The organism is Paenibacillus sp. NPDC058177 (genome assembly GCF_042883835.1).
Lineage (GTDB): Bacteria > Bacillota > Bacilli > Paenibacillales > Paenibacillaceae > Paenibacillus_AQ > Paenibacillus_AQ agri.
This window is the reverse complement of sequence record NZ_JBHVVB010000001.1, coordinates 1,964,206-1,990,811: the sequence shown is the minus strand read 5'-3', so window position 1 is coordinate 1,990,811 and position 26,606 is coordinate 1,964,206. Positions and strand designations below refer to the sequence as shown.

Below are 26,606 nucleotides of genomic sequence, written 5' to 3'. Positions count from 1 at the left end.
CCACACTTGCTGTGAAATTGACTTTCCTCCTTTCCAATGAATGGCGATGACAAATCCATTCTATAGGGATTGGAGGATTTTTACTATTGCAAAAATCAAGGACCATACTACGCAACAAATCTTTCGAGAAAATGAGACAATTATTCCTTGCTTTCGTATTAGTTAGAAATAAATAATGCGAGGGTGGGAATATATGGATTTGTTGGGGCTTGGTAAGGTAACAGATAACGGACTAAAAATAATGAAGATGGTTTATCCGGATTTAGCTCAACCTGGAGTGCAGAAGGTAGGACAGGCTTTAGGCACAGTTTTGGATTTAGGAAATACTATTCTACTGCCATTAAAACTAGCTAATGCCAATGCTAATGTCTTCTTTCAGCATCATATGGATAATTATCGGAAAAAGATGGAGGCAATACCTGAGGAGAATGTAGGAGTTGTGCAGCCAACTATTGGTTTGAAAATACTTGACGAACTATTTACTGTGACAAACGAAGATATCGCGGAACTTTTCCTAAACTTATTGGTTAACGCTTCTACAGTTGAAAGGGCGAAATATGCTCATCCAGGTTTTATAGATGTAATCAAAAATTTGAGTTCAGATGAAGCGAAAATTTTCAATGAATTTTATATGAACAATCAGTACGTGTTGTTTACTGAATTAGTGGTTATTAATTTTGGAAGTTCAATATATTACGACGTTATTTCGTCGAATATAGTTGATCATGTTGAACTGGATTTTCCTGAAAATTCAAATTTCTATCTTAATAACCTATCTAGATGTGGATTAATTGCTAAATTTTTTAAATTTTTCAAAGAGGAAATTGGAGAATTTGAATCTCTTGATGAACGCTTATTAAGCGAAGTTAAGAGAGCGGAAGAGCAACTTGCTGCGAGCAATATGGAAACAGCAAGGGTTGAACTTCATAAAGGAAAATATGAAATCACCCCTTTCGGAGAAATATTCAAAGAAAGTATAACACTTACGGAAAAGTTGGAACTTAGTATTTAAAATATAAAATCAAGATGCCTTTCCAACTGGAGAGGCTTAGTTCATATAAGGAGCTCCCACAATGCAAAAACACCTCAAATCCTTCGACCGCAACCGATCCCCAACCGGTCTGCTGGTCGCATCTACCGATGTCCAGCGCCGTCGTCGGGTCAACAGCGATTACGAGATATCCTTCACAGTCTCGATGACCAGCGCTGACTACAAAGAAAAGATCATTCCTAAAGGCTACGTTCAGGATGAACGTGGCCAATTTTATGTCGTCCAGAGTCGTGGCCGGGACCGCAACAGCAAAGTAATCAGCGCCCAGGTCATCTGTACACACATCATGTTCAAGATGATCGACTTCAAGATTCCATACAATCAATATATCGACGAAGCCTATGGAGTTCATATCACTACTCTCCTGGACCGGATCACAGCTGCTACGGGCGGTGTTTATACCTTCGTGCTCCATGACGTGTTTGACCTTCGTGATGTTAAAGATTGGGGGAGAACAACGGCGCTTGCTGGGCTTAATGATGTCATTAATCTGTATGGCTGCGAGATCGAGCCGGACAACACGGTTATTCACCTGTATAAACGGATTGGTAAAGACGCTGGGTTCCAGTATCGTCTTGGCAAGAACATCATTAGCGATAGTTTCAAAGACGATGTTTCTAACCTGACGACCCGGCTGTTTTCCCAGATGAAGGACGGCCGGACATTCATAGGCTTATCTGCCGACTACCTGACAGCGGAGGAGCGCAGCCTACTGGAGTCCGTTCCCGGCGCCATCGTAGACAACAAGCTAGCCGTCAATTACCTGATCTCGCCGTATACACAGTATTGGGCCAACAACATTAATACTTTTTACGACGGGGAGCTAATCGACCAAAACATCGAGGACCCCAAGGAGCTGCTGATCGCCACCCGAGAAGCACTTCGAAAGAAGGAAATGCCTGAATTCGAGGTTGGCGTCAGTTCAGCGGATATACACAAGATTGATCCAGATGAGCAGCGGCCTGGTCTGGGCGACACAGTTTATGCCTATGATCCAGACATGGAGATGGTCAATATTAGCTGCCGGGTTTTGGAGCTGACGGAGTATCCGTTTGCCATGGATAAGCACTCTCAGGCCACGCTCTCCAATTACATGATGCGGGATGACACGCAGGTTCTTGCAGATTTGGAGCGTAGCAAGCATATCCTGAATGATCTCCTGTCCGGCGGCCGAGTACGTGCTTCAGCCTTTGAGGAATTCGCCAAACAGGCTGTTATCGACATCAACGCATCTAAGACTGAGATTAAGTATGACGGGCGGGGGATAGTGCTGCAAAGTACGGTCAACGCACTTGATCAGGTCATTATGACTTCTAACGGGATCATAGTTACTCGAGACGGTGGCGCTACAGCCATGACCGCGATTACGGCTAATGGGGTGTCTGCTCCGGCTGTGGTTGGTATTCTGGGTAACTTTGTAGAGATGAAGATAGGAGATGGGGAGAACGTTACTCAGATCAATCTGAACGGGATTGCTGCGGGGCGGTCGGACTTTCACTCGGCGCCGTTCCGCGTCTACATGAATGGTGATGTGGTGGCTCGGTCAATTACGCTGACAGGCTTGATCGAGGCTTCTTCAGTTTATGAGACCGACTTTTATGCTGGTACCATAACCGGGGCGAAGATCCGGACAGCTGCTCCTGGTATTTACCCGCGGGTAGAGATCGATCCTTCATCCATCGCGTTCGGGGTTTATTCGGATGAGCACAGCGGGATATTGATTCCGGCCTATGATGGGGGAGTTAGTAAGATCAGGTTTCTTGCTAACGGGAATGAGTCAACGATTTATAATTCGCCAGGCATTGGCTTTGCCATTGGCGCTTATGGGAATCTTACACTAGCGGGAAGTAACATTGATTTACGACCAACAAGTGGATATGTAAGAATTCAATCTTGGGATAGTATTTACAACGAATCCGCGCACACTACCTTACAGAATGAATTAAATGCACTCTGGTCGGCGCTAGCTGGAAAAGCTAACGCAAGTCATTCACACACCGTGAATCTCGGATCTCATAATCATGGCATTGCTGGTGCAGTTAACTGGGGCGGTACTTTCACAGTATCGTAGTATTGTAAAAATTACCTAGAAACACCGATAATAAAGATACAATTCTAGCAAAGGAGATGTGGCTTTGAAGAAGTTTATATCTGGTATTATTGTCGGTGTTTTATTGTTTGCAGGGGTAACAGCATTTGCAGATTCCTCGAGTCTAATTGGCCAGAAAGTGCAGGGGTTATTTTTAATTGAAAAGGGTGGAGCCAAGGTCGCTGATGCCGTAATTATCAATGGTTCGGCTTATGCTCCAGTTCGTGCTGTGGCTGAAGCTACAGGAGCATCATTAAAAGTGGAAGGGAAGAAGATTATTATGGGAGATACAACAACGGCTTCTGTTTCCGCATCTTCATCAGTTGTCTCCGGATCAATTGACGAACTGAAAACTTCTCGTCAAAACATAGTTGAGGCTATTTCAAAGAAAGAGTCTCATATAGCTGAATTTAAAAAATCGCAAGTTGATATGTGGGATGTTCTGATTTCAGAGAATCCTAATTCAACTACTATTCCTCAGTGGGAAGGTGCGAAAAAAGAAAGCGAGAAAATACTTAACCAACTCAGAGCGGAGCTGGCTACCCTTCAACAACAACTCGCAGACGTTGATGCTAAGATTGCTGGATTGCAGAAGTAATAATCATAATTTCCACTGGTGGGAAAGCAAAAAGGCCGCGTTCTTATGAGCAAGGCCTTTTTGTACTTTTAACAATCCATGGCAAACAGGTGAACCATCAACGGAATAATTATTAGATTATTTTCCAAAAGGCTTCTTGAAGAGAATATCCAAAATTGTAATAATGTCCTTTCTAGCTTCATCATCAAGTTTTATTTCGTTATAAGACAAAGGAGTTTCATCGCAAATAATCATCCGCAGATCCCTTTTGGTATGTATCTTATCGACGTAATTCATGGCTTCGTTATGTCGTAGCTGTACCTCATTGTATTTGTCTTCATAGAACTGATCTATATTTTTATCTGATAGATATGACTTGATAATTTCGAGTAGAGTTTGCTTATCTTTGAGTGAACTGTAAGCCAGACAATTTTCTCTTACCTGTTCTAAAGTTTTGAATTGGTTACTCTCTTCAAATAGAAGAACACCGATGTCCTCGAAAATTTGAAATATAAACCCTTTCTCTTCTGCGGACAGGTTGTTTTCGTCTTTAACTTTTATTGTGAGAAAGTTAATAATTTGTTCCTCAAGATATTCTTCAGCTTGGCTTACTCTTTTTAGCAGGTCTTGAATTTCAGGAGGAGCCTTTTCAATGTAACCTGCAAGTATAAGCGGTTGAGGATCTCCGCCAGTGATTTCTGCCAAAGCACGAGTAATATCTTCACCAGCTGGCGGATAAACTCCATTTTGGAGCTTACTAATATAGGATTTGTTTGTTGAATGTCCTTTTTCACGCATTCTCTCTTCAATCTTGCTCAACGAGAAGCCAGAATCTGAAATATATTTTTTTAAGATGTCTTTATACTGCATTTACTCACTCTCCTGTAACTATATTGTAGCTTTCGTTGTTGACTATAGTCAACGTTGTGAAGAAGAATCAATGTTATTAAGTATTGACAACGACCCATTGTTGTTATACATTAACTACATGGAGTCATTATGTAACAACGTTTTTTTTCGAAAGGAGGTCTGTAATGATGAAAGAAACCCGATATTCTCTAATCTTAAAGGAGTCGATTAAAGGTAAAAAAGTCTCATTGAGTAAACTAACCGCTCTGATCAAGGAACATGGGGTAAATACGAACAAGGCGTATATCAGTAAACTCCAAAATGGTAAATTACCACCCGCAGGAGACAAATTGAATAACGCGCTGGCAACAGCACTTGAAATTGATCCTGCTAAACTTAAGGCTGCAGCTTACATTGAAAAAATACCAACAGATGTTTTGAAAGAGCTGGTTAGTACTCAAAGCGAAATATTCAGCGAGGTGTGAAAATAGCGAGTGCCTCCATCTTGATACAATTGAAACTTTGTGTAACTTTTTTGAATGTGGTGTGGGGGAATTGTTGGGGCATGTAAAAGAAACTGGATGAGGGAGATGAAAAGGGATGAGTACGTTAATTCCAGTCGAACACAAGGGTCAGCGGGTTTTGTTGTCATCACAGTTAGCAGATTCATATCAAGCAGATCGCCAGCAAATCAGTTATAACTATAACCAGAATAAAAAACGATATATCGAAGGCAAACATTATTATATTCTTCAAGGTGATGAGAAGAGGGAGTTCCTAGACCGTCATGAAATTCACGATGGTTCAAAAAATGCAGTAGTTCTCTATCTCTGGACAGAAAAAGGCGCATGGCTTCACGCCAAGTCACTCAACACGGACCGGTCTTGGGAAGCATATGAAATGCTGGTTGATGATTATTATCGAGTGAAAGGTGAAGCAGGGCTTCAAATACCGCAATCTCTTCCTGAAGCACTGCGCCTAGCCACTGATCTAGCGGAGCAGAAACAAGCTCTTTTACTTGAAAGCCAGAAAAAAGACCAACTGATTCAAGAACTGAAGCCGAAGGCTGATTACACTGATGTAATTTTGCAAAACAAAGGTTTAGTTAACGTTAATCAGATAGCAAAGGATTATGGAATGAGCGCCACTGCATTTAATAAGCTGTTACATGAATTCAAGGTGCAGTACAAACAAGGAGAGCAGTGGCTTCTGTACAGTAATTATGATGATAAGGGATACGTACACTCAGATACAATAAACATTGTTCGAAGTGACGGCAGACCGGATGTGAATATGAGAACTAAATGGACTCAAAAAGGGCGGTTTTTCTTGTATGAGTTTCTGAAGAATGAAGGAATTATTCCAGTGATTGAAAGAACAGAGGAAGCAATAAGCATCGGAGGTTAATCAGTGTTTTATCTAAAAACTGAAGTAAATGGAAAAATGGAAAAAGTTGAGATATACGGAGATGAAATATTCACAGCATGCTTCAAATGCGGAGAAGAGATGCATATTGATGATGAGCGGATACTTGCCATCTATCAAGATGGTGGGGATTTTAGCTCGACATCAATAGCGCATGGCGATTGCGTAGAAAAGGCTAGATTGCAAGTAATTGACGGAGGAAAGAAAAGTTCGCCTTCTCGTTTCTTGGCGGAAGCGAAGGCGAACCAGTAAAACACAGAGGGCATTGCCCTTACAACAACATAATAACATCATACATCTTAGAAGTAAAACGGCATGTCCTCCTAATTGGAGGAAAGCAAATGGAGATCGATAAAGAATTCCTGGACAAAATACGGACAATTAAGGTTTTTGAGGGAGTTGATCCTATAGAAGTATACCAATTTATATTCAAGAAAATTGATGAAGTGCACTCATAGTTGTTATTTCAGAGTTCCGCAATGCGGGGCTCTTTTATTTTGCACGAAAGGAGGTGATTCCTCTGAAAATCACTAGCATTGGAGTATCCATTGATCTCACCCAGCCGGTGCAAGAAGTGGTAGACATTATTTCCATCGTTCTAAACCACCATCCCAAACGGCATCAGGAGATCCTTGAGGCGATTGATGTGAAGGTCTGCGAAGCGCTAGCCAATCTTCAAAAAGACAAAGAGCCGCCGGTAGAAGAAACTGAAACTAAAACAGAAGAAGCAGCGAACTAGCACGCCCAACATGGAGCGTGCTTTTTTTATGCCCTTGGGACCCCGGGGGCTATTTATATTGAGAGGACGGATGATTAGTGGAGAGCATAACTAAGATTTTGCTACCGATGTTAAGCGTTACTGCTGCATTTTTATTCGGGGGGTGGTCGGCACTGTTGACTATCTTGTTGGTATTTGTGGTTCTGGACTATCTTACTGGCGTAGCTGCAGCAGCCAAGGAGGGCAAGTTGAAGAGTAAGGTTGGACTATGGGGCATTGCGCGGAAGATCATCATCTTTGCTATTGTGGCCGTGGCGCACTTGGTTGACCAAGTATTAGGCGGAAACCATCTATTTAGAGATGCTGCGATTTTTTTCTACCTTTCAAACGAGCTTTTAAGTCTTATTGAAAACGCTGGTCGTCTGGATGCGCCAATCCCGCCGGGGTTGCGGCAGGCTGTGGAGGTTTTGCGTGGGAAATCAGGGGAGAAGGGTGCTGGGAAGTAATGCTGACATTGGAACAAGTAAAGAGTAAATCCTCATCCCGGCTATCTGGTTTACAGCCGGTTGTAGCTGCTGCAACAATTACGCTGATCGAGCGCTGTTTTGCACTGGGAATACCTATATTGATTACACAAGGGTTACGCACCATTGCGGAGCAGGACGCCTTGTACGCACAGGGCCGCACGAAGCCGGGGGCTATCGTGACCAATGCCAAGGGCGGATACAGTTATCACAATTTCGGACTGGCCATCGACTTTGCCTTGCTTCTGCCTGATGGTAAGTCTGTATCCTGGGATTTAAAGTGGGATGGCAACGGGAACAGGCAGGCGGATTGGCTGGAAGTAGTAGATGAGGCAAAGCGGCTGGGGTTCGGCTGGGGCGGAGATTGGACATCAAGTAAGGATTACCCGCATTTTGACATGACATTTGACCTGAGTACATCACAACTACGCGCTGGCATAAAACCTTCAGTTTCTGCGGTGGACAGGATATACAAATTGATTAAGCCAAAGGAGGAACCAGCAATGAGCAAAGAAGTGAAGGTTATCGTAAATGTGAACGGAAAGAAGGTGACTGACGGCGTACTAGACAACGGCACTACCTTTACACCGGCGCGCGCTGTGGCTGAAGCTCTTGGGGCTACAGTGACGTATGACGCTGTAACCAAGACAGTCAATATCACGTCAAAGTAAATTCTCAAATGCTCAGGAATATGCCCGCTGACTCCGGCTGGTAGGCTTTTTTTGTTTGTCTATCGAGTGCCTTTTTATTTAGAGCAGAATAATTATCGATTCATCCCTAAATCATCCCAAATAACACCAATTAAACGCTGTTGAGAAGGAGTTTTCTAATTATTATATAGATATATACTTAATAATCACGTTGAGATTAAAAAATGTATTGTCAAATTACTCTATTTCATAGATGATAGGTAATGGAAATAGCAGGAATTCAATACATAGTCTTGGAGGGAATTTTTATGCCACGTGTAAGTATGTTTGTCTACAGTGAATCAGCAGATCCGGAGGTGACTCCTCAAGGTCAAAAGCTCAAAATCATTAATCCTTACGCCACGCTGAATCCAATCTTCGTACCGGGAGCGTTCTCTTTTTCTATTTCGCTTGGACTGCAAGGTGTGGAACACGGTATAGAACACGCTTTGGTCATAACGTTTTCCTTAAACGAGGAAAATTCACCAAATATTATAGATACGGGGGAATTGCGGTTCAAAACTGAAAACGATCCGGCTAATATTAACATACCGGTTCAATATCAAGGGTTTGCTCTATCAATTGACTGTAAGAATGTTGTTTTCCGACAGAACGGAGAATATGTTTCAAAAGTTTACTTTAATGGCGATTTGATTGGTCAATTTCCGATATATTGTCACGGCAGAGAATTGATATGAATGTAACAGTAACATCCAGTAATAGTAATAGCGATGAATTTATGATTTATCCTAACGCACTATTGAATCAGAGCGTTGACGAAAATGAAAATAAGCCACAATTACTGAGTACACTTAAAGTCTTCATCGCAACTGCAGTTTCTGGTCTTGCAATTATGAATCCACTGTCGTTCAGTCAAATACAATCTACAACAACTAATGCGCTTCAAATGTCTGGAAGTGAGAACACTGCTTTTCAAACCAATGTTATTTCTTCCAATTCTTCAATGTTTAAGCGTTCTAGACCTAGTTGGGCTATAGTATCAGCTGAAACAATGAAGGTGAGTAATCCAGAAATAGTACAAGAAATTAATTCATCATCACCATCTTTACTGAACTATTTTGAAAAGAGTTTCTTTGTAAAGGATAGTAATGTGGTATCTTTTGACTCTCAGCCAGCATATGGTAATATGAAGTTAAAGACAGACGAACAATCAACGATAGAGAAGTTGGGGGCCGCAAACTATAGGAGGGCGGAACTTATGTTAGAAAAATTGATTAAAAATCGAGATTTTGTTGAGAAACAAGGTGTGAATATCGGTATTGCACTGGCTGTGATCTTAATGGTAATTCCAATTGTTTCACAAGTTCCTTTCAGTGCAACATTTCCTTCTGTTGTACTTAGCATCTCTTTAGCAGGATTTATGTTAATGAGACGTAAGTTAAGGGGGTAAGGAATGGACCCTCAATTACTTAATGCTGCAGGGAAAATTGCAAACTCACCAACGACTGAAACCATAGCTAAACGCCTTTGGCCATCAATGCTCTTTGTAATAATTATGACCATTATAGCTATAGGTATGCTTGCGTGGTTTACAAAGGAGGGTACCTCATCTAGATCAATAGGTTTTTGGTTGTTATTCTTACTTGATCTGGCGCTGACAGCCTTAGGAGCTTATGTAATGATAATGGATGCTCGGATTTTAAATGCTCAAGATAGAATTAACGCCTTAGGAGGGCAGGGATCGGATAGTGGAGGAGAATAAACTTACTAAACTGTTAATCTCCAACCGACTTTCTTAGTGTTTTCCTTTTTACAATCCAAGATATCCGTTTGGTTCCAGGAGCCCGATCCTAAAAAGATCATATGATGGACTATGGCGGTATTATCGAAGCCTATTCTCCAGAGAGTATCAAGATTGCAGGAAGTCGGTTTTTCAGGGATCAATTCGAATTTAGAGAAGAGATAAAACAACCCCGTCAACCTTAAGTGGTCGGCGGGGTTGTTTTGTTTATTTAGTCGTGTATTCACTTACTTCAAAGGTGAGGATTTTATCATGTATAACATATTCTGTTCTCTTGTTGAATGGACCCTTATTGTTGTTGTGCTTATCGATACCGTATCGAGCTGATCCGGAAGTAGTATCATACCAATTAAGGAATGCATCTACTTCTGCAATTGGCAGATCAAATTCTTTATTCATTCCTGTTGTAAGTGTAATGGTAAGGATAGCTCGGTCTCCTGTTGGTTCGGGATCGGGCTGAACAATCTTATGAGGAGTTGCTGATGCTTCGTTTGAATTAATGCTCTCTGTGGTATCTCTAAGCGCCGTAATAATGTAGTAATAGGTAATTCCGTTCACAACTGTATTATCTACATAAGTTACATCTGTAATGTTAGTAGCTATTGTAATGTAGGGGCCTCCTGAAACTAAAGAACGTTTTATAGTGTAAGAAGTAGCACTTGATACTGAAGTCCATGTAAGGTCTACATTTGCATTACCGGCGGTAGCGGTGAGATTAGTAGGAGGAGTCGGAGCTTCAATTATTTTTTCCATCATTTGAAGCTCATGAATTGTTAAATTTACTACTTGACTTATAGAACCATTATTTGCAGATACATTGATACGATAGAATTTATAAGCTGTATTATTTTCAAACGCATAAGATTTAGGTGTGTTTTTGACCCAAGTAGTGACATTGTTTTGACTGTCTAGTTTTATCCAATTAGCGTCATCGTTAGACCCCTCAAAGGTCCAATTTTTAGGCTGTGAACCAAACTCTGAAGTCCCAACGAAATCTCCATATCCTATAATATACTTTGATATTTTTCTTGGTGTTGGAAATTCATAGGCCAACCACCCAGTGGTTTTAGTAGTTCCCCAAGCAGTGTACACACCAGGAGATGTTGAATATTGCTGAATTCCATCAAATGCCTTCCAATTAGATGTTCCACCATCCCAGTATTCGCTTGAGGTTACTTTCCCTGATGGTGTTGTAGCTGAAGTCATTCTCGGAATAAGGTTCTCAGAATATCGTTCTTCTGCTAGGGATGTATTGACAGACACTGTTAAAGATAGAATCAACATTACAAAAAACATTGAAAAAAGACCAAATAATTTTTTCAAAAAAACAACTCCTTTTTTTATGCGAATAAACAATATCATAGTATATAAGGAATAATATAGTCTAAACATATATGCCTATATCTGCAATAATGTGATTGAAAGTTATAGATTTCTTTTTAATCCCAACTGAAAAATATGTTAAGTCTTGATTACAGAACATACGCTTGGTTATAATACAAACAACCGTTCTTATATTGGAGGCGATAAACATGAAAATGAGCATCGGCCAAACCATTGAAATCATATACCTGGACAAAGCAGGCAAGATCACGCAGCGGAAGATCGAAGTGCTCGGTATTCGTAACGGCCGCATAAGAGCTACTTGCTTAAATACAGGCGCACCCCGTGTATTTCTGGCTTCCAGCATCCTTTCATGGCAGCCTGTGGCGGAGAAGCGCTATGCTTAGCGACACTGCCCGCAAGTTGTTGATGATCATGCGGCATTCTTCGGTTCACCATGGCCATATGCCAACACTTGCAGAGCTCGAGAAAAAAAGTGGTCGGGTGCAATCTAAAATCAAAGAAGGGCTGCTGGAACTGGTGGATGAAAAATACATCCAATGGCAGCCAGGTAATCCACCTGAAAGTGCGAAAGTCATCGAGGGCTGGGAGCGGACCGAGGATCAGCCGGCAACAGTTTCATGGGGCATGGATGGGGGCCATATCGATTACTGGACTAATTATTAGGAAGGGCGGACATCATGGTACGTAAACTAGACAGTATATTTGACTGCAGCCGGATGATGCTTCCAGAGCACAAGCTGCGAATTATCAGTGACGAGAGAGCGCAGAGCCTACGTAGCAAGCCGGTGCTTGACTCACAAGAGTGGGAGCTGATCGATCAAGTACTCACTTACTCAAAGCGGTATAGGGAGCAGATAACGATCACTCAATTTGACCCAGTCCAGGACATTAAGCTTCGGGGCGTAGTGCTGGCCGTTGATAGGCAGCTGCGGCGGATTAAACTTCAGATGGAGTATGATTATGACTGGATCCAGATCGACGATGTAATTCAAGTGACTACATAATAAGACCCCGCCGTTATTCTGGCGGGGCTTCTTCGTCTTCTATGTATTCGAGTAATTCTCCGGTACTGACCTCTAGGTGCTTACATAACCTGTCCAGCGTCTCCATATCTACGCGCTTGGACGTATCATGGTACAGCCCCGATACCGTGTTAATGGCAAGTCCAGTTTCTCTAGCCACTCCCCTGATGGACTTTCCTTGCTGCTCCATTATCTCCCTGACATGATTAACGATCACGGACAAGCCTCCTTTTTCCAAAAGTATACATCACATAAATAAATGTATCAACTAACTAATACGCGTATCATCTTTCTGATACACCTGCATATGATGTATTAGGATGGTAATACAGGAGGTTGGTTATTATGTTGCCCGTACATTTAAGGTTAGCCGAAATCTTTCATATGAATATGAAGGGAGCACTCACACTGGAGGAAGCGAAGGAGCTGCAGTACTGCCTGCGCGAGAACGCCAGGTATTGCTGGGATTGCCTGATGATCGAGAATCAGTTCAGGCTGGCGAGTACGACGCATGATCATGAATGGCAGTTGGACCTGCAGAGAAAGTTGGAGGTTCTGAGGTTGACGGGAAGGGTGCCGAGGACTTAAACACTATAATAGAGTGAATTGAGATGGACGAAGTTGCGAGTGTGACTTTTAAAAAAGATCACGTAAAAGATCACACATTCGCCAACACCATGTAACATTAAATAAGCTATACATTCCTTCATATATCCATAAGCGCCAATTTCAACACTAGAAAACACCTTGTGAAACCACGAAAATCAAAGCGAATATTATATTTGGATATTTATTGAAAGAAAACAAGTAAGTATTGAGCAAAAGAAGAACGATAGTTGATTCAAACAAGGAGCAGTTTGCCACGGCAGAGCTCCTCCTTGTTTCCGTTAATCTATGCATGTTCAGTTCTTGGGTAAATTAGCCCAATAAATTCTATAAATAAGATTATCTATGGTGTAATATGTAAATATATTCTAAAAATACTAAAGCGTTATGAAATGGAGGACTAAACGAATGGAACGTACAATTCAATTAATGGAAACCCATCTAAATATCGATCTTGGAAATCCGCCCTTTTTAAAATTAGATAACGGGTTGCAAATTCCATACTCTTCGATTAAGGGGGTAACAACAGGTAGACCCATACCAAATGCTTTCAAGCTTTATGGTTTTTCTTTTGGAGGAAAAAGAAATGGATTATTTAGATTCAATGGAGGTTATCATCTCTACTTTTTTGATAATGAGGTTGATACCCTTCATTTTGACTTGAATAATTTTCTTGTTGGTAAATTTAAAATATCAAAGTTAATCATTGAAGTTAAAAAACCTGAAGAAATAAGTAAAACTATCTCCGAAAGATTGACGTGATAGTTCAATACCGAAAGGTCTACCGCACTGGCTTTTCTCAACTAACGGGCAGAATAGTGGAGTAAATATATGGTAAAATGGGTGTATAATATGCTCTCTTGATGGTTAAGGAGACCGACTTGGAATATTCTTAAGTTAATCGATGGAGTATTATACAAGGATAAGGTGTGATGCGGGTGACTGATTTTACAATGATAAAAAATCTGTTTCATATAACGAAACGAAATGGGTTTAGTCATGACGAGATACAAACCATTAAAAATAATTTTGGTGAATTGCCCCAGGTGTTTATAGATTATTATTTGGAACTCGGTAAAGACGAGCGGCTGAATCATACGCAAGATAGTTTGATCAAACCCGAGCAACTCCAATACTTCAAACATAGCGAATATTTAATTTTTTATTGCGAGAATCAACGTGTCTGTGTTTGGGGAATCCATAAAAACGATTTATCCAGGTCCAATCCACCTGTCTATATGAGTTACGATGAAAAGGTATGGAAAAAAGATTTTGAAACATTGACCGATTTTTTTCATGCGATGGCCTATTTGCAAACCGTATTCGCTCTTGAATACGGCTGTGATTCGTTCTATTCCATTGAACAAACCGACTTGGATTTTATTCGTGAAAATTTTAGTAATAAAGGTTTTTCCTTTCGGCATTGGATTGGCATCGAATTTTATGGGAATTACGATGATAGCATAATAACAGTGATGAAAAATAACGATAGTTTTGATTTGATCTATGCTTCAAGCAAAAAAGAACATTTTGATGAAATGGATCGGGTTCTCTCAAAACGGGGAGTAGTAATTTGAAATCAGATAAAGATAAATTTGTTGCAGCTACCTTCAAAACTAAAACCGATGGAAGGCTTGGTCCAATTATTATATATTGAACCTAGAAACTTGTTGGTCAACAATGATATTTTAGATGTATACTCTAATTTCTACGTTTTAAGCTAACTGGAAACACTAGTTTAATACAGCAGGCGTTTAAAACTCTCTTTAGAAGCAAACTAGATTTAATAGTTTCTAAAGGGAGGTTTTGTTATGAACTTAAATGAGTTGTGGAGTTTGTTATGAGGCTGACAAACGCATTCAAGGATTCAGTCCAAAAACATTAAAAGCATACGCTTTGCAGCACAAGATGTTGGTGCTGGAGCTAGGCAATCTCGATGTCACAGAGGTGACGTTAACCACACTGAAGGAATACTTGGCAAAACAAGCAGTTCGTTTGAAGCCAAACAGTCTTGGCCATCGAATTCGTTTTGTTCGTTCACTTTTTCGCTATGCTTATGAAGAGACTTATCTGACTTCAAATCCTTCTCTAAAATTGAGAGAACCCAAATTAGATAAGCGTATTCCTAAGTTTTTGATTGAGGAAGACGTCATACACTTAAAAATCTCATGTCAGTCACTCAGAGAAAGAGCACTGCTCGAGTTTCTCTACAGCACCGGCTGCCGGATTGGGGAGGTAGAAAAGATTAATGCCGAAGATATAAACTGGGAGAACTGTTCAGTAATCGTTAATGGCAAGGGATCGAAGCAAAGAGAAGTTTATTTTACAACAGAGTGCAAAGTATGGTTGAAAAAGTACTTGTCCAGCTGTACGGATTCCTGCAAAGCCTTATTTGTTGCATGCCAACTCCTTGATAATGGTGCTCCATTGGATTTCATTCAAGGAATGCTTGGTCATGAGAAGGCATCGACCACTCAAATCTACGCACAACTCCGAGGCGAACGGCGGAGAGAACTTTATCGACGTTACTTTTAGTTTGTAATGGCGACGGATCAGCTTTAGAATCCGTCGCCATTCAACTAAAGGGCAGGATATTTGAGAAAAATGTGGAAATATGATGTTTAGGGATTACCAAGAAATCGCATAGAGCATTTAAAAAAGATGTATGAAGGTTATCATGGTGTACCAACAAGTTACTTTTATAAGCTTAAATGGCTAAGAAAAATAGAAAACCTACTGAAGATTCACTAAAATCCGTACAGAAAAAAAACGGACATTCAACTAACTGGGAACTATAGTGCTGGGGCTGCCGCAGACGGCCCCTGTTCGAAACGAAACAAACCTTCTTGTATGCGTCACTTTAATCATAACGGAGGAGTGCCTAAATGTCTTTTATTCGCATTGAAAGAGATCAGTATCATGTTGTTAAGGGATTATTATCTGGGGAGGAATCGGCATTTACGCCCTTTCCACTCTCAATTTTAGAAGAAACGATTGATGGAATCGTCTATGTAGATAACCAAGATCATCCTCAGTGTGCCGCTGTAATGTCCAGCGATTTTATCGGGGGACGTTTGATTGGTCATGCTGTTAATAAAGCGTTTAACGAAGGATTTATTTCTACGATGAAAGATCATTTTTTCGTAAATGGTTCTGCCAATGACTTTAGATTATTCTGGTCAACCGCCTCCGAATCATGGGATGAAATCATTTTTCGCGTATTCGGTTACAGGGTTTTTTGTATTAGTAGGACACAATTTGAATTTGACCGTCATGTTTTCGAAAGTCTAGGACTAGTCGGAAATGACGAAGGCATGTTTAGAATGGATGCAGCGATGCTTCAGTCGTATGAACCACTACGTAGAGAGATAGAAGGTCTTTGGGGAAGTATAGAAAAATATCTACAGCATGATGTTGGATGGGTCGCTTTCTCATCAGATGGACAAGGGATAGGATTGTGTCATGCTGCATTTATTGGGGGCGGATTGGCAGAGCTCTCCATCCATGTGAATGAATCAGCGCGAGGTCAGGGTTTTGGCTTTCAACTTGCGAGAAATTTCATTGGGGATTGTTTGAATCGAGGTGTAATACCGAATTGGACTTGCGATACTCAGAACGTGCCTTCATTTCGAATGGCACAAAAATTAGGATTCAAAGAGAATAAAAAATACAATTTGTTCTCTTCGATCTATACCCCAATTTTGCATGAACCGAGTAGGACCTGACTCTTTATTAAACCTCAGGCTTTCCCCTTTCTTCAAAGCCATTCCCCTTCCGTGAGATGCCATCTAAAGCTTCAACTGCGGGCGGGAAATGCTATACCAATAAATTCCGATTCTCATTACCCTAACGGGACACGTTAGCTCAATAACGACACAAAGGCAGCCGGTCAATGGATCGACTGCCTTTGTTCAACTTATTACGGATTTATGAATAAGTTAATATCTAAACAATACATATCTTCAAGTATTCAAATAAGGAGAGTATTGCATTGATATTACTCAGAACAAAAAGGATCAAAATAATCGGCTTTTCTACCATTCTGATCTTCACTCTTGTTTTACTGTTCTTATATTTGATCTATGCTAAGCAAACAAATGCTGTATTAGTCAACTACTCAAATATGAAACAAATTGCTCATAATGTATACGTTGAACCTGAAATCAATGAGAGTGAAAAAGCAGGTCTCATCAATTATGTTCAATCATCTACTGTGAAAATTAATGCACTTTTGGGTCAAAAAGAATCGACCCCTGTTTTAATCTATGCAAAATCAAAAAAAGGCTGGCGTGTTATGAGGTTTCGAGGTGGTTGGTACACCTGGTTTATTAAAACTAATTGATTCTTTAAATAAAGGTGGAGATTTTAATGATGTTTATAAAGGGCAGATCTCCTGACGAAAACATACGATACTAACAGCGTGCAGTACACCCTTATCGATCATGGCTGTATCGTCGTATCCGGTCAATCCGGCAAGAATGATGAGCAGGGACAGAGGCCGCTCACGAAAGACACGATGTATGGGATCGGCTCGACGAGTAAAATGTTTACCACGGTTGCCGTTATGCAGTTGGTCGATCAAGGGGAAATCGATCGGGATACGTCGGTTGTCCAGTATATCCCCGAGTTTACGATGACGGATGAACGCTACAAACAGATTACTTCGTGGCCTGACGATGCGGACAACTCAATAGGCTACGGTCTCGGCTGGGACAGCGTTCATCTGTATCCTTTCAGTGAATACGGGATGAAGGCGTTGACCAAAGGCTGGGACACGTTTCTCTATCACGCGTCGCTCGTTGTGCTTCCCGAACAGGCACGGCGGCAGTTATTACTTATTTTCTCGTTTATCGCGTCCACCTGTTAAAATATTGAGATATTCATCATATTCTCTGGGTAGAAGTTAAGAATATTAAGAAATTTAGTTAAAAAGGAGGGGACAGGGCATGTTGCACCTGTACCCTTCTTTTTATCGTTCAAGCAGCTTCCTTACAATGTCGGTTGCCATTTTTCCGGAATATGCACAAAGTGATCTTCTTGTTTACGGATATGACCGAAGCCAGGGAAATCAAGGTGCATACCGGAAACAAGGAGTTTTTCCGTAGCTGCGAATTCCAAAATGCGTTTTCTTGTTTCGACACCCAGCTCAGGCAAAACATCCATGATAATTTTTTCTTCGGGTCTTAGCAACTGGATAGCTGCATTATGCAGAATGTCCCCCCAGATGAGCAGCTTCTCCCCATTCGATTCTATGAGATAAGCGGTATGACCTGGCGTATGGCCTGGTGCTTCAATAGCCTGAATACCGGAAACAGGTTCTTTGTCAGCGTTAGTAAAAGTACGGATCTGCCCTTGGTAAGGTGCAAACGCATCTTGTGCCATTTTAAAATTAGCGGATTCGATTTCATCTAATGGATTCTTAATGTTGCCATTGTCCATCCAGTAAGCATATTCGATATCCCGCACGACGACCTCTGCGTTTGGAAAAGCTTTCGTGCCATCGGTATGAATAAGACCATATGAATGATCGGGGTGGATGTGTGTCAATAGTACGGTTTCAATGTCATTAACATCTACGCCTGCTGCTTTAATATTTTGCAGTACAACGCCTACCCCCATGCCAAGACCAGCATCGATCAGGGTAAGTCGACCGTTCACATTGATAATGAAGCAATTCGTGTTTAGCACAAGCGGACTAGTCTCGAAATTGTTGTGCAGCAATTCTTTTCCTTTATCCTCTACTAACTCGTAGTAAGGCCAGAATGGAAGCGTGGAATTGCCATCGGAAACGACGGTAACGGCGACCTCACCGATCTTTTTATGATAAACCGCAGGCACTTGAGTAAGTGGTTGATTATTGTGGGACATGTTGTTTCCCTCCATTTGACTATTATGAGACTTTGCTTTACATACAAAAGCAACGCGTGTTACTTAAGCTGTAGTTGTAAGTTTAATAGCTAAAGAGGGCGGGTTCAACCAACAATAACGCTGATTTGTCGCTTAAGCAAAGGACTCACTAGATTTGTATTTAAAAGCTATCACTTGTTGTTAACGCGACAGTTGTTTATAATTGATAATTGCAGAAGCAACATATAGGGAGGAGAAGGGTTAGATGCCAAGCACGCAAATTAATCATTCTGATCCTCGTGTGATTAGAACACGCCAACTCATCGTAGAAGCATTTGACCATTTACTGCACAAACGTGACTTTAATTCCATAACAGTTAGTGATATTTCGAAACAGGCAACGATCAACAGAGCTACTTTTTATGCCCATTTCACTGATAAATATGCGCTCATTGATCGGTTTTTATCTAGTAGCTTTATGGATTTTGTATATAGAAGAGTCGATCCCAATGCTGAGTTCTCAGAAGAAACAATGAAAAATTTAGTTATCTCTTTATGCGAGTATCACGAGGCTTCGAATAAACGGTGTATGAAGAATTATGATACCGTTGCTTCTCTAGTAGAGAAAAATGTGAAGAATCAATTAGAGGATTTTATTTTACAGTTGATGGTCAAAGCTTGTGAGGATACGGATCAAGAAACATTGGAAATAGCGGCGAACATGCTGACTTGGTCCATATATGGGACTACGTATCGTTGGAACCTTAAGCGAAAGCCCGATTCCCCAGAGGATTTTGCGGTGAAAATATTGCCTATTTTGAAGGGCTATATCAAATGAGAACTGTGAGGACTTTTCCAGGTAATGATGAACAAAAAAAGTGTATCCTTCCGTAATGGAGAGGCTACACTTTTATTTATGTTTATATGTTATCTTTCGTTTTTATCCTGCAACATTTTTTCCATAGCTTGTATGACCGTAGTATTCGGTTCTGTATACTCATACGCGTACGCTTCAGGATAGTTCGTCTTGTACACTACACGGTTTAACATACGAGGTACCATATCTTGATAATATGATGTTGCATGACAATGGCTCAATATATCCGCCGCTTCTTCTCCAGGAATAATTCGAGCAACATCGCCTAATACGGATTTAATCTGCTCATCTGTAAATTGTTCTTTAATCAGACTTAAGAGAGTAGAGTATGTTGATTTAAAAGCAGAGGCGAAATGACGCGTCCCATTCGCTTCAGTCGATTTCATCAACGCAATATTCATTGCCGCTGCGTCGCGCACATCAACCCCATACAGTTGCGAATCTGCCATAGCTCTATCGCCGCGAAGCATGGCATAAATCATATCATTGTGCCAAGGAACAAAGCTTGGTCCCATAACATGCGTAGGGTGAATCGTGGTCATGATTATGTTGGTTGTATTTTCTTGAGAGCGGATAAACGACCAGGCTGCTTTTTCTTCCATCGTTTTTGAAACCATATTGTGGTCGAACAAGCCTTCCCTGTCTTCATTAGTCCAATCGTCTTCTGTAAACGTCGTTTTTGACAGATCTTCATTGCCGTATGCAATGGTTGACTCTGCAGTGGTGTGCACGATCTTTTTGACAGTGCCCGTATCAACAGCCATCTGTAAGAGCATGCGGATTCCTTTTTCTTTCGTGCGGCCCCTATCTTTAAATGTTTTGTCGTTTGGACTGGAGGCACTCCCCTGATTAAAGATCCATTTTGCCCCACTTAAAACTTCGTGCCAATTTTCTGTTTCACCCAGGTTTGCTTTGTAAAAGTTCACGTTTGGCAACAGCGTTTGAAGCTGCCCAGCTTTTGCTTCATTTCGGTACGTTCCGACAATCTGGTTATAACCCATATCTGTTAGCTTCTTGGCAACCCATGCGCCGATGTAACCTGTTACCCCAATAATGACAATCTTATCGTTTAGTTCCATTCTTTCGCATCCCCTCTCAACAAAATTGAATGCCGTTAATATCGCTTGATTATTGTGACTGTATTTCTCCAATATAATGTTAAGGCTTAAAGTCGACTTTAAGTCAAATTATATTTTGTTTTATATAAGACGAATTTAAGATTCTTACTTAAGGCTTGGGCGTCACTACGGTGAATGTTTGGACTTCCGGCCGCTGTTGTACCCAGATTTCTTCTTTGTAAACCGCTCTTAGCGGTTGAAATCTGGGTACAAAGGCGGGCGCTTCGCTCCTACAGTTCCAAACCTTCTCCTTCGTTCCTTCTCGCTCTGTGTTACTTTTTTATTCGTTTTATATAGTCAAGAAAATATTGAGCAGTAGATAGTAGACCAGAACTTAACCTTAATTTCTGGTTTGCAGAAAATAACATTGACTTAAAGTCCACTTTAAGGGTTATGATGGTGCACTGGCAAGAGCCAATAAAGGGTGTAAGCGAAATATTCAGGAGGTTCAAGATGAGCACGAAAAACGAGATTATTTTAGGGTATGGAGAATGGATCAACTTTGCAAAAAATCTTAATAAGTACGAAGAACAGTCATGGTTAACACCCCTGGGTCCGGAAAAGTGGACGGTGAAGGAGGTCGTCGGCCATATTGTACTGTGGGACAAGTATATTCATGACGAGGTTACTCGCGCCATTTTGCATAATAGTCCATTAGGGTTATCCGATGGTGAGGAGATCCAAGAATTCAACCGTAAAGCAGGGGAGTGGGCTTTAAGCAAAACAAAGGATGAAATCCTTGTTGATTTAATCTCCTCAAGAGAAGCTGTATTGGAAGATCTTCAGGCAATCCCGGAAGAAGCTTTCACCAATGTATACAATGATGTAGATGGAAATCCTTTTGTGCTAAAAGATTTTATTGTTGAAATGACACGTCATGATCATCATCACATGGGACAAGTAGAAAGAGTTTTGTAAAAACGATTCATTGGATAGCAATAAGCGGTTCAGTCAGCGTGGTAGCAGCCGTGGAGGTTCGAGTTCTATCGATCGTATCATCTAAATGAATTAAGAGGGACTTTAGATTACTCATGAGTAATTTAAAGTCCCTATTTTTTATTTTCCACCCATTCTAAAATTTCTTCTAGGGCAACTCCGTTTGCAAGTAACAATCTAGTGAGCCCGGTGCCGCCGGCTCATGAATACCAAGGACAATGCAATGACCGTGAGGATGATCCCCAGCACTTGGAATCCTGCGAAGTTGAATTTACCTCCCATCACGATCCCTATCAATAATGAAGAGAGGATGGTGCCCAGGTATCTTGATGTGTTAAATAGTCCGGAAGCGACACCGATGATTTCTTTCGGAGAACTTTGGAACAGAGCTGATTGCATCCCTACACTGTTCAACCCGTTGCTAATTCCGAATGCGGCCAATACCAAACTGACGCTAATAACCGGTGAGGTTGGATTCAAGGTCACGAGCCAGACCGAACCTAATGTCATCAGAATCGCAGACAGCAGCAATGCTGGCCTTGGTCCTGATTTATCGATCCATCTTCCTGCTATCGGCGAAGTAACTAGAGAGCATAAGCCTAAACTTAGCATGAGAATCCCTGTGTGGAACTCGTTGACATGACGAACCATTTGCAAGTAGGAGGGAAGTCCAAAAAAGAGCGAGTAATAGAGTACGTTAACAAGCATGAATTCGATATTTACCCAAGTCATCGCAGGATATTTGGCGAATGTACGTAAAGGAATAAAAGGTGACTTGGCTTTTAACTCATGCCATACGAACGTCCCTAGCAGAGCGAGCCCGATCAGTGAGATCATAACATTTCCTAATGAGATATACCCGGATGCTTTTGCAGAAAGTAATCCAAAGAGTATAGCAACCAGCCCCACTGTGAAGAGTAAGATCCCCGAGGCATCCATCAAATCAGACCATTTACGAAAGGACATGCCTGTTGCAACGTTTGTTGACGGTTCGTCCCCAGGAATATTCCTCCAGGATAATAGAAAGCTGAGTACTACGAATGGAATATTGACGAAAAAGATAGCCGGCCAGCCCCACCAATGAATGATGACCCCGCCAATAAAAGGTCCAATAGCAGCCGCTCCCGATAGGAAAATGGACAAAACAGACAGCGCAGTAGCTTGTCTCTCTGTAACATGAATTCGCACAATGGCCATGCCAACAGCAACCATCATGCTAGTTCCTATGGCTTGCACAATACGAAACACGATAAGCCAAGCAAAGGCTGGTGATACTGGAGCTAATAATGATGCGATGAAGGATACTACAAGCCCGGTCAGGAATATTTTCCTGCGGCCGAATAAATCACTGGCTTTTCCCATGACAGGTTGAGCGATGCTGCTTGCAATATAGAAAGAAAAAATAATCCAGGAAACACCTGTGTAGTCAAGCTGGAACATATTTTGCAAACTAGGAATAGCAACAGAAACCATAGAAGAATTTAATGGATTCAATAGTATTCCGAGCCCAACTGAAATCATTAACCACTTGCTGCGAACACTCATTATAAGTTCCCCCAATCGTAGTAATGCAATCGTACTTGAAATCCATTATTCGATCCAACGCATCCTATGCTATAATCTCATTGACTGAAAGGAATGAACGGAGGGCGTATAATGGAATTGCTTCAACTGCAATATTTTGTCGCGGTAGCCAGGTTGGAGCATATGACCGAAGCTGCACGAAGTCTCCATGTTACTCAATCGTCATTAAGCAAAACAATTCAACGCTTGGAGGAGGATATAGGGGTCCCTCTATTTGATCGAATTGGGCGGAAGCTGAGGTTAAATGAATTCGGAAGCAGATTCCTTCGCCGTGCAGAACGAGCTTTGTTCGAATTGGAACAGGGAAAGCAGGAGATTAGCGATTTATCCAGCCCGGAACATGGCACACTCGAATTAGCGGTGACGGCGGCAAGTGCGCTACCTAATATCCTGCGAGAGTTTCGGAAAAAGCGGCCCAATATCCAATTTCATGTGCAAATGCTGACCACGCAAGAAATGGTTACACTTCTTCATCGAGGAGAGGTCGATTTCTGCTTGTCTTCACCTCCTGTACAAGGAGATGATATTGAATGTAAAATTGTTTGCATCGATCCCATCCTTATAGCTGTTCCAATAGGACATCGACTGGCAGACCGAACTAGCGTGTCCTTAACAGAACTAAGGGATGAATGGTTTGTTGGTGTTAAGAGAGGCTACGGCACTCGTGATTTAGTGGACTCTGTATGCAACACGGCTGGATTTGTACCTAATTATGTGTATGAGGGCGATGAACCTGCAAGGCTAAGCGCTCTTGTGGAAGCCGAAATTGGCATAGCCTTTATCCCAAGTACGGCAAGGAATTCACGGGAACGAATCAAATATCTCCAAATAGAGGACCATGAATTGGTGCGAGAAATAGCCTTACTATGGCATAAGAGTCGTTATATCACGCGGGTTGCTGTAGAATTCCGTGAGGTAGTTGTAGAATATTTTGGAGCGCTATACGAACAGACCAATTAATCATGCTGCAATACGATATAATAAGCTTAATGTAAGAATAGGAGAGATACCATGGAAGCAGAAAAAAGACCAAGAGTTGGTGTAGGAGCCGTTATAAGAGATGAGAACAATCAGATCTTGCTAGTTTTACGTAAAAAACCACCTGAAGCCGGGCATTGGAGTTTACCCGGTGGCAAAGTTGATTATATGGAAACGATAGAACATGCCGTAATACGTGAAATTCGTGAAGAATTAGGGTTAGAAATCGAAATTGAACGATTACTGTGTGTGACGAATCATATCCTTCCAGCGGAAGACGTCCACTATGTAGCTCCAACATTTTTGGCTAATATTATTTCTGGGGATGTACAAAATCAAGAACCCCACGCGCTAGAGAAAGTACAGTGGTTTTCTATGCAGGATCTGCCAAATAAGATTACAATGACTACAGATTATGCGCTAAAACAGTTGAACAGCAGCATTAATTTGGAATAGAATAAGAATCGGCATCGCTAATCCCCATAGTCTATCCTTAAGCGGGTCCCGGAGAGAGATGCATGACTAGAAAGTGAGGTTGAACAAATACATATGGAAACCGATGATCCCAAGCAAATTGTTCTACAGGTTGGCGGTAGCCTCAAAAAACTTCGTAAAGAGAAGCGATTGAGTCTGGAGGAGCTATCCGAATTATCTGGGGTGAGTAAGCTGACCCTCGGAAACATAGAACGGGGTGAGACCAATCCAACCCTTGGACTGTTATGGAAAATATCCAAAAGCCTCTCGATTCCGCTCATGTCTTTGTTCTCAACAGAGAGTAAATCGCAAATATCCCGAGCTGGGCATGGCTTAAGGATCACGGGTGAACAGAAAACCTGGATTGTGGAGCCGATTTTTCAGAACACCAGTAATGAAATTGAGATGTGCCGGGCCTATTTGCAGCCGCATAGCTCCTACTTTCCGGAACCACATCATCAATACTCAACGGAAATTCTCACCGTCATGTCCGGGAGCATTACCATTCACGTGAATGAAGAAGCGCATACCCTGAATCAATATGACTCCATCAGTTTTAATGCAGAAGGTAAGCATTCCTATGTTAATCACTCGGATGATGAAGTAGTTCTTCATATTATTTTAAAATACAATTTGTAGTCCTCAGAGGCTATGACTTTCTCATAAGAATCACAATGACCTTCTATCTATTTGGGGATAGAGGGTTTTTGGTATGTTATATTTTATATAAAAATATATTATAGTTTACTTTATTTTATTATAAGTATATTATAATGTATGTGGTTCTTTAGATTACAGAATCTAGCCAACAATACATTAGGAGGGTTACAGCATGGCTTTATCGAATGAGCTTCATGAAAGACTGAATAGAGAATCAAGTCTAACTGCCCGGCGCACAGCGGGGTTGACCTTGATTATAGGAATTATTTTTATCGCAGCGAATCTGCGGACTCCACTCAGTTCGGTAGGTCCCCTCGTAGGACTTATACGCAGCAGTACACAGATTTCCAATACAATGGCAGGGATGATTACGACATTACCTTTGCTTGCGTTTGCTTTATTTTCAACATGGGTTCCCCGGTTAGGTCGTAAATTTGGCGTGGAACGGCTGATTATGGCCGCTGTGATTTGTCTTACATTTGGTATTGTATTAAGGTCTGTTCCTGGGGTGATCACTTTATATGCGGGAACTATTGTGCTTGGGCTGGCTATTGCTGTGTGCAATGTAATGCTGCCCAGTCTGATCAAACATGAATTTCCATCGCGGCTAGGGATGATGACAGGTGTATATTCCATTTCGATGAATTTGATGAGTGCCATCGCTTCCGGAATCAGTATCCCGCTTGCCGTTAATGCAGGACTTGGGTGGAGGGGGGCACTGGGGATTTGGGGCGTTCTGAGCTTTATCTCTATTGTCATGTGGTTGCCACAATGGAAACGGAAGGGAAAAGAAAACGGGGCAAGTACGATTCAAAATAATACGGTGGCCGGTGAACAGACCAGCTTGTGGCGTTCAGGATTGGCCTGGCAAGTGACCTTGTATATGGGTTTGCAATCTATGGTGTTCTATGTGGTGATCGCCTGGTTGCCAGAGATTCTGCTGCAGCAGGGCATTGGCTCGGGCCAATCCGGCTGGTTGTTATCGATTCTGCAATTGGCCATGCTTCCCTTTACTTTTATTGTACCAGTTATGGCAGGACGGATGTCTAATCAGCGTCCGCTTATTATAATGGCGTTTATTTTTATAATGTCTGGCGTTCTCGGTCTGCTCTATGGAAGCGTCCATTTAATTGCGTTGTGGGTCATCTTAGTAGGGATCGGCTGCAGCTTCGCTTTTGGTTTGGCGATGATGTTTTTTGGACTCCGTACGAAGGATGCCCATCAGGCGGCAGAATTGTCCGGTATGGCTCAATCCGTCGGTTATTTGCTGGCAGCAGCCGGTCCGATTCTCTTCGGTTACTTGCATGATATGACGCAGAGCTGGACTACGCCGCTTCTGATTCTGCTTGGAGCAACCGTGCTACTTCTTATTTTTGGCTTGGGTGCAGCAAGAGACCGGAAAATTAGTTCCTAGAATCCCCTTGACGAATAGACGGCTCATTATTATAATTCAAATAATTTATTGAATATGAT

At 41.5% G+C, this 26,606-nt stretch carries 33 protein-coding genes and 2 pseudogenes; 29 read left to right on the top strand and 6 right to left on the bottom strand.

What is annotated here, in order from left to right; genetic code table 11:
* Window positions 1-193: 193 nt before the first annotated feature.
* From ACFVU8_RS09480 to ACFVU8_RS09470, 3 genes are all read left to right on the top strand, one after another.
* Window positions 194-1,012 carry a DUF4393 domain-containing protein gene (locus ACFVU8_RS09480; protein WP_387427001.1) on the top strand — a complete coding sequence of 273 codons (819 nt, stop codon included), beginning with the start codon at window positions 194-196 and terminating at the stop codon, window positions 1,010-1,012.
* Window positions 1,013-1,073: 61 nt separating this feature from the next.
* Window positions 1,074-3,122, top strand: coding sequence for a phage tail protein (locus ACFVU8_RS09475; protein ID WP_387426998.1), 2,049 nt, complete (start codon window positions 1,074-1,076; stop codon window positions 3,120-3,122).
* Between the two features lie 64 nt (window positions 3,123-3,186).
* Window positions 3,187-3,738 (top strand): hypothetical protein, encoded by a 552-nt coding sequence (locus ACFVU8_RS09470; RefSeq protein WP_387426995.1) that lies wholly within the window; start codon window positions 3,187-3,189, stop codon window positions 3,736-3,738.
* 117 nt (window positions 3,739-3,855) lie between these two features.
* On the opposite strand, the gene ACFVU8_RS09465 is transcribed toward ACFVU8_RS09470, so the two are convergent.
* Window positions 3,856-4,587 (bottom strand): hypothetical protein, encoded by a 732-nt coding sequence (locus tag ACFVU8_RS09465; protein WP_387426993.1) that lies wholly within the window; start codon window positions 4,585-4,587, stop codon window positions 3,856-3,858.
* 164 nt (window positions 4,588-4,751) lie between these two features.
* On the opposite strand from ACFVU8_RS09465, the gene ACFVU8_RS09460 reads away from it, so the two are divergent.
* The 10 genes and pseudogenes from ACFVU8_RS09460 (at window position 4,752) to ACFVU8_RS09415 (ending at window position 9,645) form a co-directional block, all read left to right on the top strand.
* Window positions 4,752-5,051 (top strand): XRE family transcriptional regulator, encoded by a 300-nt coding sequence (locus ACFVU8_RS09460; protein WP_387426992.1) that lies wholly within the window; start codon window positions 4,752-4,754, stop codon window positions 5,049-5,051.
* Between the two features lie 22 nt (window positions 5,052-5,073).
* Window positions 5,074-5,151, top strand: a pseudogene (locus tag ACFVU8_RS09455) (helix-turn-helix domain-containing protein); the annotation flags it as partial.
* A gap of 15 nt (window positions 5,152-5,166) precedes the next feature.
* Window positions 5,167-5,973, top strand: coding sequence for a phage antirepressor KilAC domain-containing protein (locus tag ACFVU8_RS09450; RefSeq protein ID WP_387426990.1), 807 nt, complete (start codon window positions 5,167-5,169; stop codon window positions 5,971-5,973).
* Window positions 5,974-5,976: 3 nt separating this feature from the next.
* Window positions 5,977-6,243 carry a hypothetical protein gene (locus ACFVU8_RS09445; RefSeq protein WP_387426987.1) on the top strand — a complete coding sequence of 89 codons (267 nt, stop codon included), beginning with the start codon at window positions 5,977-5,979 and terminating at the stop codon, window positions 6,241-6,243.
* A 259-nt stretch (window positions 6,244-6,502) separates the two neighbouring features.
* On the top strand, window positions 6,503-6,730 hold the full coding sequence (locus ACFVU8_RS09440; RefSeq protein WP_387426985.1) for a hypothetical protein: 228 nt from the start codon (window positions 6,503-6,505) through the stop codon (window positions 6,728-6,730).
* Window positions 6,731-6,837: 107 nt separating this feature from the next.
* On the top strand, window positions 6,838-7,215 hold the full coding sequence (locus ACFVU8_RS09435; RefSeq protein ID WP_387427234.1) for a phage holin family protein: 378 nt from the start codon (window positions 6,838-6,840) through the stop codon (window positions 7,213-7,215).
* On the top strand, window positions 7,215-7,904 hold the full coding sequence (locus tag ACFVU8_RS09430; RefSeq protein ID WP_387426984.1) for a M15 family metallopeptidase: 690 nt from the start codon (window positions 7,215-7,217) through the stop codon (window positions 7,902-7,904). Before ACFVU8_RS09435 ends, ACFVU8_RS09430 begins: the two co-directional genes overlap by 1 nt.
* A gap of 287 nt (window positions 7,905-8,191) precedes the next feature.
* Window positions 8,192-8,620, top strand: a complete 429-nt coding sequence (locus ACFVU8_RS09425) for a hypothetical protein (RefSeq protein WP_387426981.1) — start codon at window positions 8,192-8,194, stop codon at window positions 8,618-8,620.
* Window positions 8,617-9,333 (top strand): hypothetical protein, encoded by a 717-nt coding sequence (locus ACFVU8_RS09420; RefSeq protein ID WP_387426980.1) that lies wholly within the window; start codon window positions 8,617-8,619, stop codon window positions 9,331-9,333. The genes ACFVU8_RS09425 and ACFVU8_RS09420 overlap by 4 nt, the downstream gene beginning before the upstream one ends.
* Window positions 9,334-9,336: 3 nt before the next feature.
* Complete coding sequence (locus ACFVU8_RS09415) at window positions 9,337-9,645, top strand: hypothetical protein (protein ID WP_387426979.1); 309 nt, start codon at window positions 9,337-9,339, stop codon at window positions 9,643-9,645.
* A 246-nt stretch (window positions 9,646-9,891) separates the two neighbouring features.
* Here the strand turns inward: ACFVU8_RS09415 and ACFVU8_RS09410 are convergent, their stop codons facing one another.
* The gene (locus ACFVU8_RS09410; RefSeq protein ID WP_387426977.1) at window positions 9,892-11,007 is read right to left on the bottom strand and encodes a fibronectin type III domain-containing protein; all 1,116 of its coding nucleotides are present in this window, start codon (window positions 11,005-11,007) and stop codon (window positions 9,892-9,894) included.
* A gap of 209 nt (window positions 11,008-11,216) precedes the next feature.
* On the opposite strand from ACFVU8_RS09410, the gene ACFVU8_RS09405 reads away from it, so the two are divergent.
* Genes ACFVU8_RS09405 through ACFVU8_RS09395 form a run of 3 tightly spaced genes read left to right on the top strand, consistent with a single transcriptional unit; the run spans window position 11,217 to window position 12,035 of the window.
* Complete coding sequence (locus ACFVU8_RS09405; RefSeq protein WP_387426975.1) at window positions 11,217-11,414, top strand: hypothetical protein; 198 nt, start codon at window positions 11,217-11,219, stop codon at window positions 11,412-11,414.
* Window positions 11,407-11,694 (top strand): LexA family transcriptional regulator, encoded by a 288-nt coding sequence (locus ACFVU8_RS09400; protein ID WP_387426972.1) that lies wholly within the window; start codon window positions 11,407-11,409, stop codon window positions 11,692-11,694. Before ACFVU8_RS09405 ends, ACFVU8_RS09400 begins: the two co-directional genes overlap by 8 nt.
* Before the next feature lie 14 nt (window positions 11,695-11,708).
* Complete coding sequence (locus tag ACFVU8_RS09395; protein ID WP_387426971.1) at window positions 11,709-12,035, top strand: YolD-like family protein; 327 nt, start codon at window positions 11,709-11,711, stop codon at window positions 12,033-12,035.
* A gap of 13 nt (window positions 12,036-12,048) precedes the next feature.
* Here the strand turns inward: ACFVU8_RS09395 and ACFVU8_RS09390 are convergent, their stop codons facing one another.
* Window positions 12,049-12,270 carry a helix-turn-helix domain-containing protein gene (locus tag ACFVU8_RS09390; RefSeq protein WP_387427232.1) on the bottom strand — a complete coding sequence of 74 codons (222 nt, stop codon included), beginning with the start codon at window positions 12,268-12,270 and terminating at the stop codon, window positions 12,049-12,051.
* Between the two features lie 128 nt (window positions 12,271-12,398).
* On the opposite strand from ACFVU8_RS09390, the gene ACFVU8_RS09385 reads away from it, so the two are divergent.
* The 7 genes and pseudogenes from ACFVU8_RS09385 to ACFVU8_RS29980 all read left to right on the top strand — a co-directional run.
* Window positions 12,399-12,641 (top strand): DUF7667 family protein, encoded by a 243-nt coding sequence (locus tag ACFVU8_RS09385; protein WP_387426969.1) that lies wholly within the window; start codon window positions 12,399-12,401, stop codon window positions 12,639-12,641.
* 426 nt (window positions 12,642-13,067) lie between these two features.
* Complete coding sequence (locus tag ACFVU8_RS09380) at window positions 13,068-13,421, top strand: hypothetical protein (protein ID WP_379468851.1); 354 nt, start codon at window positions 13,068-13,070, stop codon at window positions 13,419-13,421.
* A 170-nt stretch (window positions 13,422-13,591) separates the two neighbouring features.
* Window positions 13,592-14,236 (top strand): hypothetical protein, encoded by a 645-nt coding sequence (locus tag ACFVU8_RS09375; RefSeq protein WP_379468855.1) that lies wholly within the window; start codon window positions 13,592-13,594, stop codon window positions 14,234-14,236.
* Between the two features lie 244 nt (window positions 14,237-14,480).
* Entirely contained in the window at window positions 14,481-15,194 is a 714-nt protein-coding gene (locus tag ACFVU8_RS09370; RefSeq protein ID WP_387426967.1) for a tyrosine-type recombinase/integrase, read from the top strand.
* Between the two features lie 350 nt (window positions 15,195-15,544).
* Window positions 15,545-16,384: a GNAT family N-acetyltransferase gene (locus tag ACFVU8_RS09365; protein WP_387426964.1), complete on the top strand. Its 840-nt coding sequence runs from the start codon at window positions 15,545-15,547 to the stop codon at window positions 16,382-16,384.
* 266 nt (window positions 16,385-16,650) lie between these two features.
* On the top strand, window positions 16,651-17,001 hold the full coding sequence (locus ACFVU8_RS09360; protein WP_387426962.1) for a hypothetical protein: 351 nt from the start codon (window positions 16,651-16,653) through the stop codon (window positions 16,999-17,001).
* 39 nt (window positions 17,002-17,040) lie between these two features.
* Window positions 17,041-17,322, top strand: a pseudogene (locus tag ACFVU8_RS29980) (serine hydrolase domain-containing protein); the annotation flags it as partial.
* 326 nt (window positions 17,323-17,648) lie between these two features.
* Here the strand turns inward: ACFVU8_RS29980 and ACFVU8_RS09350 are convergent.
* The gene (locus ACFVU8_RS09350) at window positions 17,649-18,527 is read right to left on the bottom strand and encodes an MBL fold metallo-hydrolase (protein ID WP_387426959.1); all 879 of its coding nucleotides are present in this window, start codon (window positions 18,525-18,527) and stop codon (window positions 17,649-17,651) included.
* A gap of 244 nt (window positions 18,528-18,771) precedes the next feature.
* Here ACFVU8_RS09350 and ACFVU8_RS09345 point away from each other — a divergent pair, with 244 nt between their 5' ends.
* Window positions 18,772-19,344 (top strand): TetR/AcrR family transcriptional regulator, encoded by a 573-nt coding sequence (locus tag ACFVU8_RS09345; protein ID WP_387426957.1) that lies wholly within the window; start codon window positions 18,772-18,774, stop codon window positions 19,342-19,344.
* An 89-nt stretch (window positions 19,345-19,433) separates the two neighbouring features.
* Here ACFVU8_RS09345 and ACFVU8_RS09340 read toward each other — a convergent pair whose 3' ends face one another.
* Entirely contained in the window at window positions 19,434-20,462 is a 1,029-nt protein-coding gene (locus ACFVU8_RS09340; RefSeq protein WP_379468865.1) for an NAD-dependent epimerase/dehydratase family protein, read from the bottom strand.
* Window positions 20,463-20,954: 492 nt separating this feature from the next.
* Between ACFVU8_RS09340 and ACFVU8_RS09335 the strand changes: the two genes are divergently transcribed.
* Window positions 20,955-21,419, top strand: a complete 465-nt coding sequence (locus tag ACFVU8_RS09335; RefSeq protein WP_379468867.1) for a DinB family protein — start codon at window positions 20,955-20,957, stop codon at window positions 21,417-21,419.
* Window positions 21,420-21,614: 195 nt separating this feature from the next.
* On the opposite strand, the gene ACFVU8_RS09330 is transcribed toward ACFVU8_RS09335, so the two are convergent.
* Window positions 21,615-22,982, bottom strand: a complete 1,368-nt coding sequence (locus ACFVU8_RS09330) for an MFS transporter (RefSeq protein ID WP_387426954.1) — start codon at window positions 22,980-22,982, stop codon at window positions 21,615-21,617.
* A 111-nt stretch (window positions 22,983-23,093) separates the two neighbouring features.
* On the opposite strand from ACFVU8_RS09330, the gene ACFVU8_RS09325 reads away from it, so the two are divergent.
* The 4 genes from ACFVU8_RS09325 (at window position 23,094) to ACFVU8_RS09310 (ending at window position 26,547) form a co-directional block, all read left to right on the top strand.
* Window positions 23,094-23,981 carry a LysR family transcriptional regulator gene (locus ACFVU8_RS09325; protein ID WP_387426952.1) on the top strand — a complete coding sequence of 296 codons (888 nt, stop codon included), beginning with the start codon at window positions 23,094-23,096 and terminating at the stop codon, window positions 23,979-23,981.
* Window positions 23,982-24,032: 51 nt separating this feature from the next.
* Window positions 24,033-24,455: an NUDIX domain-containing protein gene (locus ACFVU8_RS09320; RefSeq protein ID WP_387426950.1), complete on the top strand. Its 423-nt coding sequence runs from the start codon at window positions 24,033-24,035 to the stop codon at window positions 24,453-24,455.
* A gap of 87 nt (window positions 24,456-24,542) precedes the next feature.
* Complete coding sequence (locus tag ACFVU8_RS09315) at window positions 24,543-25,112, top strand: helix-turn-helix domain-containing protein (protein ID WP_387427231.1); 570 nt, start codon at window positions 24,543-24,545, stop codon at window positions 25,110-25,112.
* A gap of 193 nt (window positions 25,113-25,305) precedes the next feature.
* Complete coding sequence (locus ACFVU8_RS09310; RefSeq protein WP_387426947.1) at window positions 25,306-26,547, top strand: CynX/NimT family MFS transporter; 1,242 nt, start codon at window positions 25,306-25,308, stop codon at window positions 26,545-26,547.
* The last annotated feature ends 59 nt before the right edge of the window (window positions 26,548-26,606 follow it).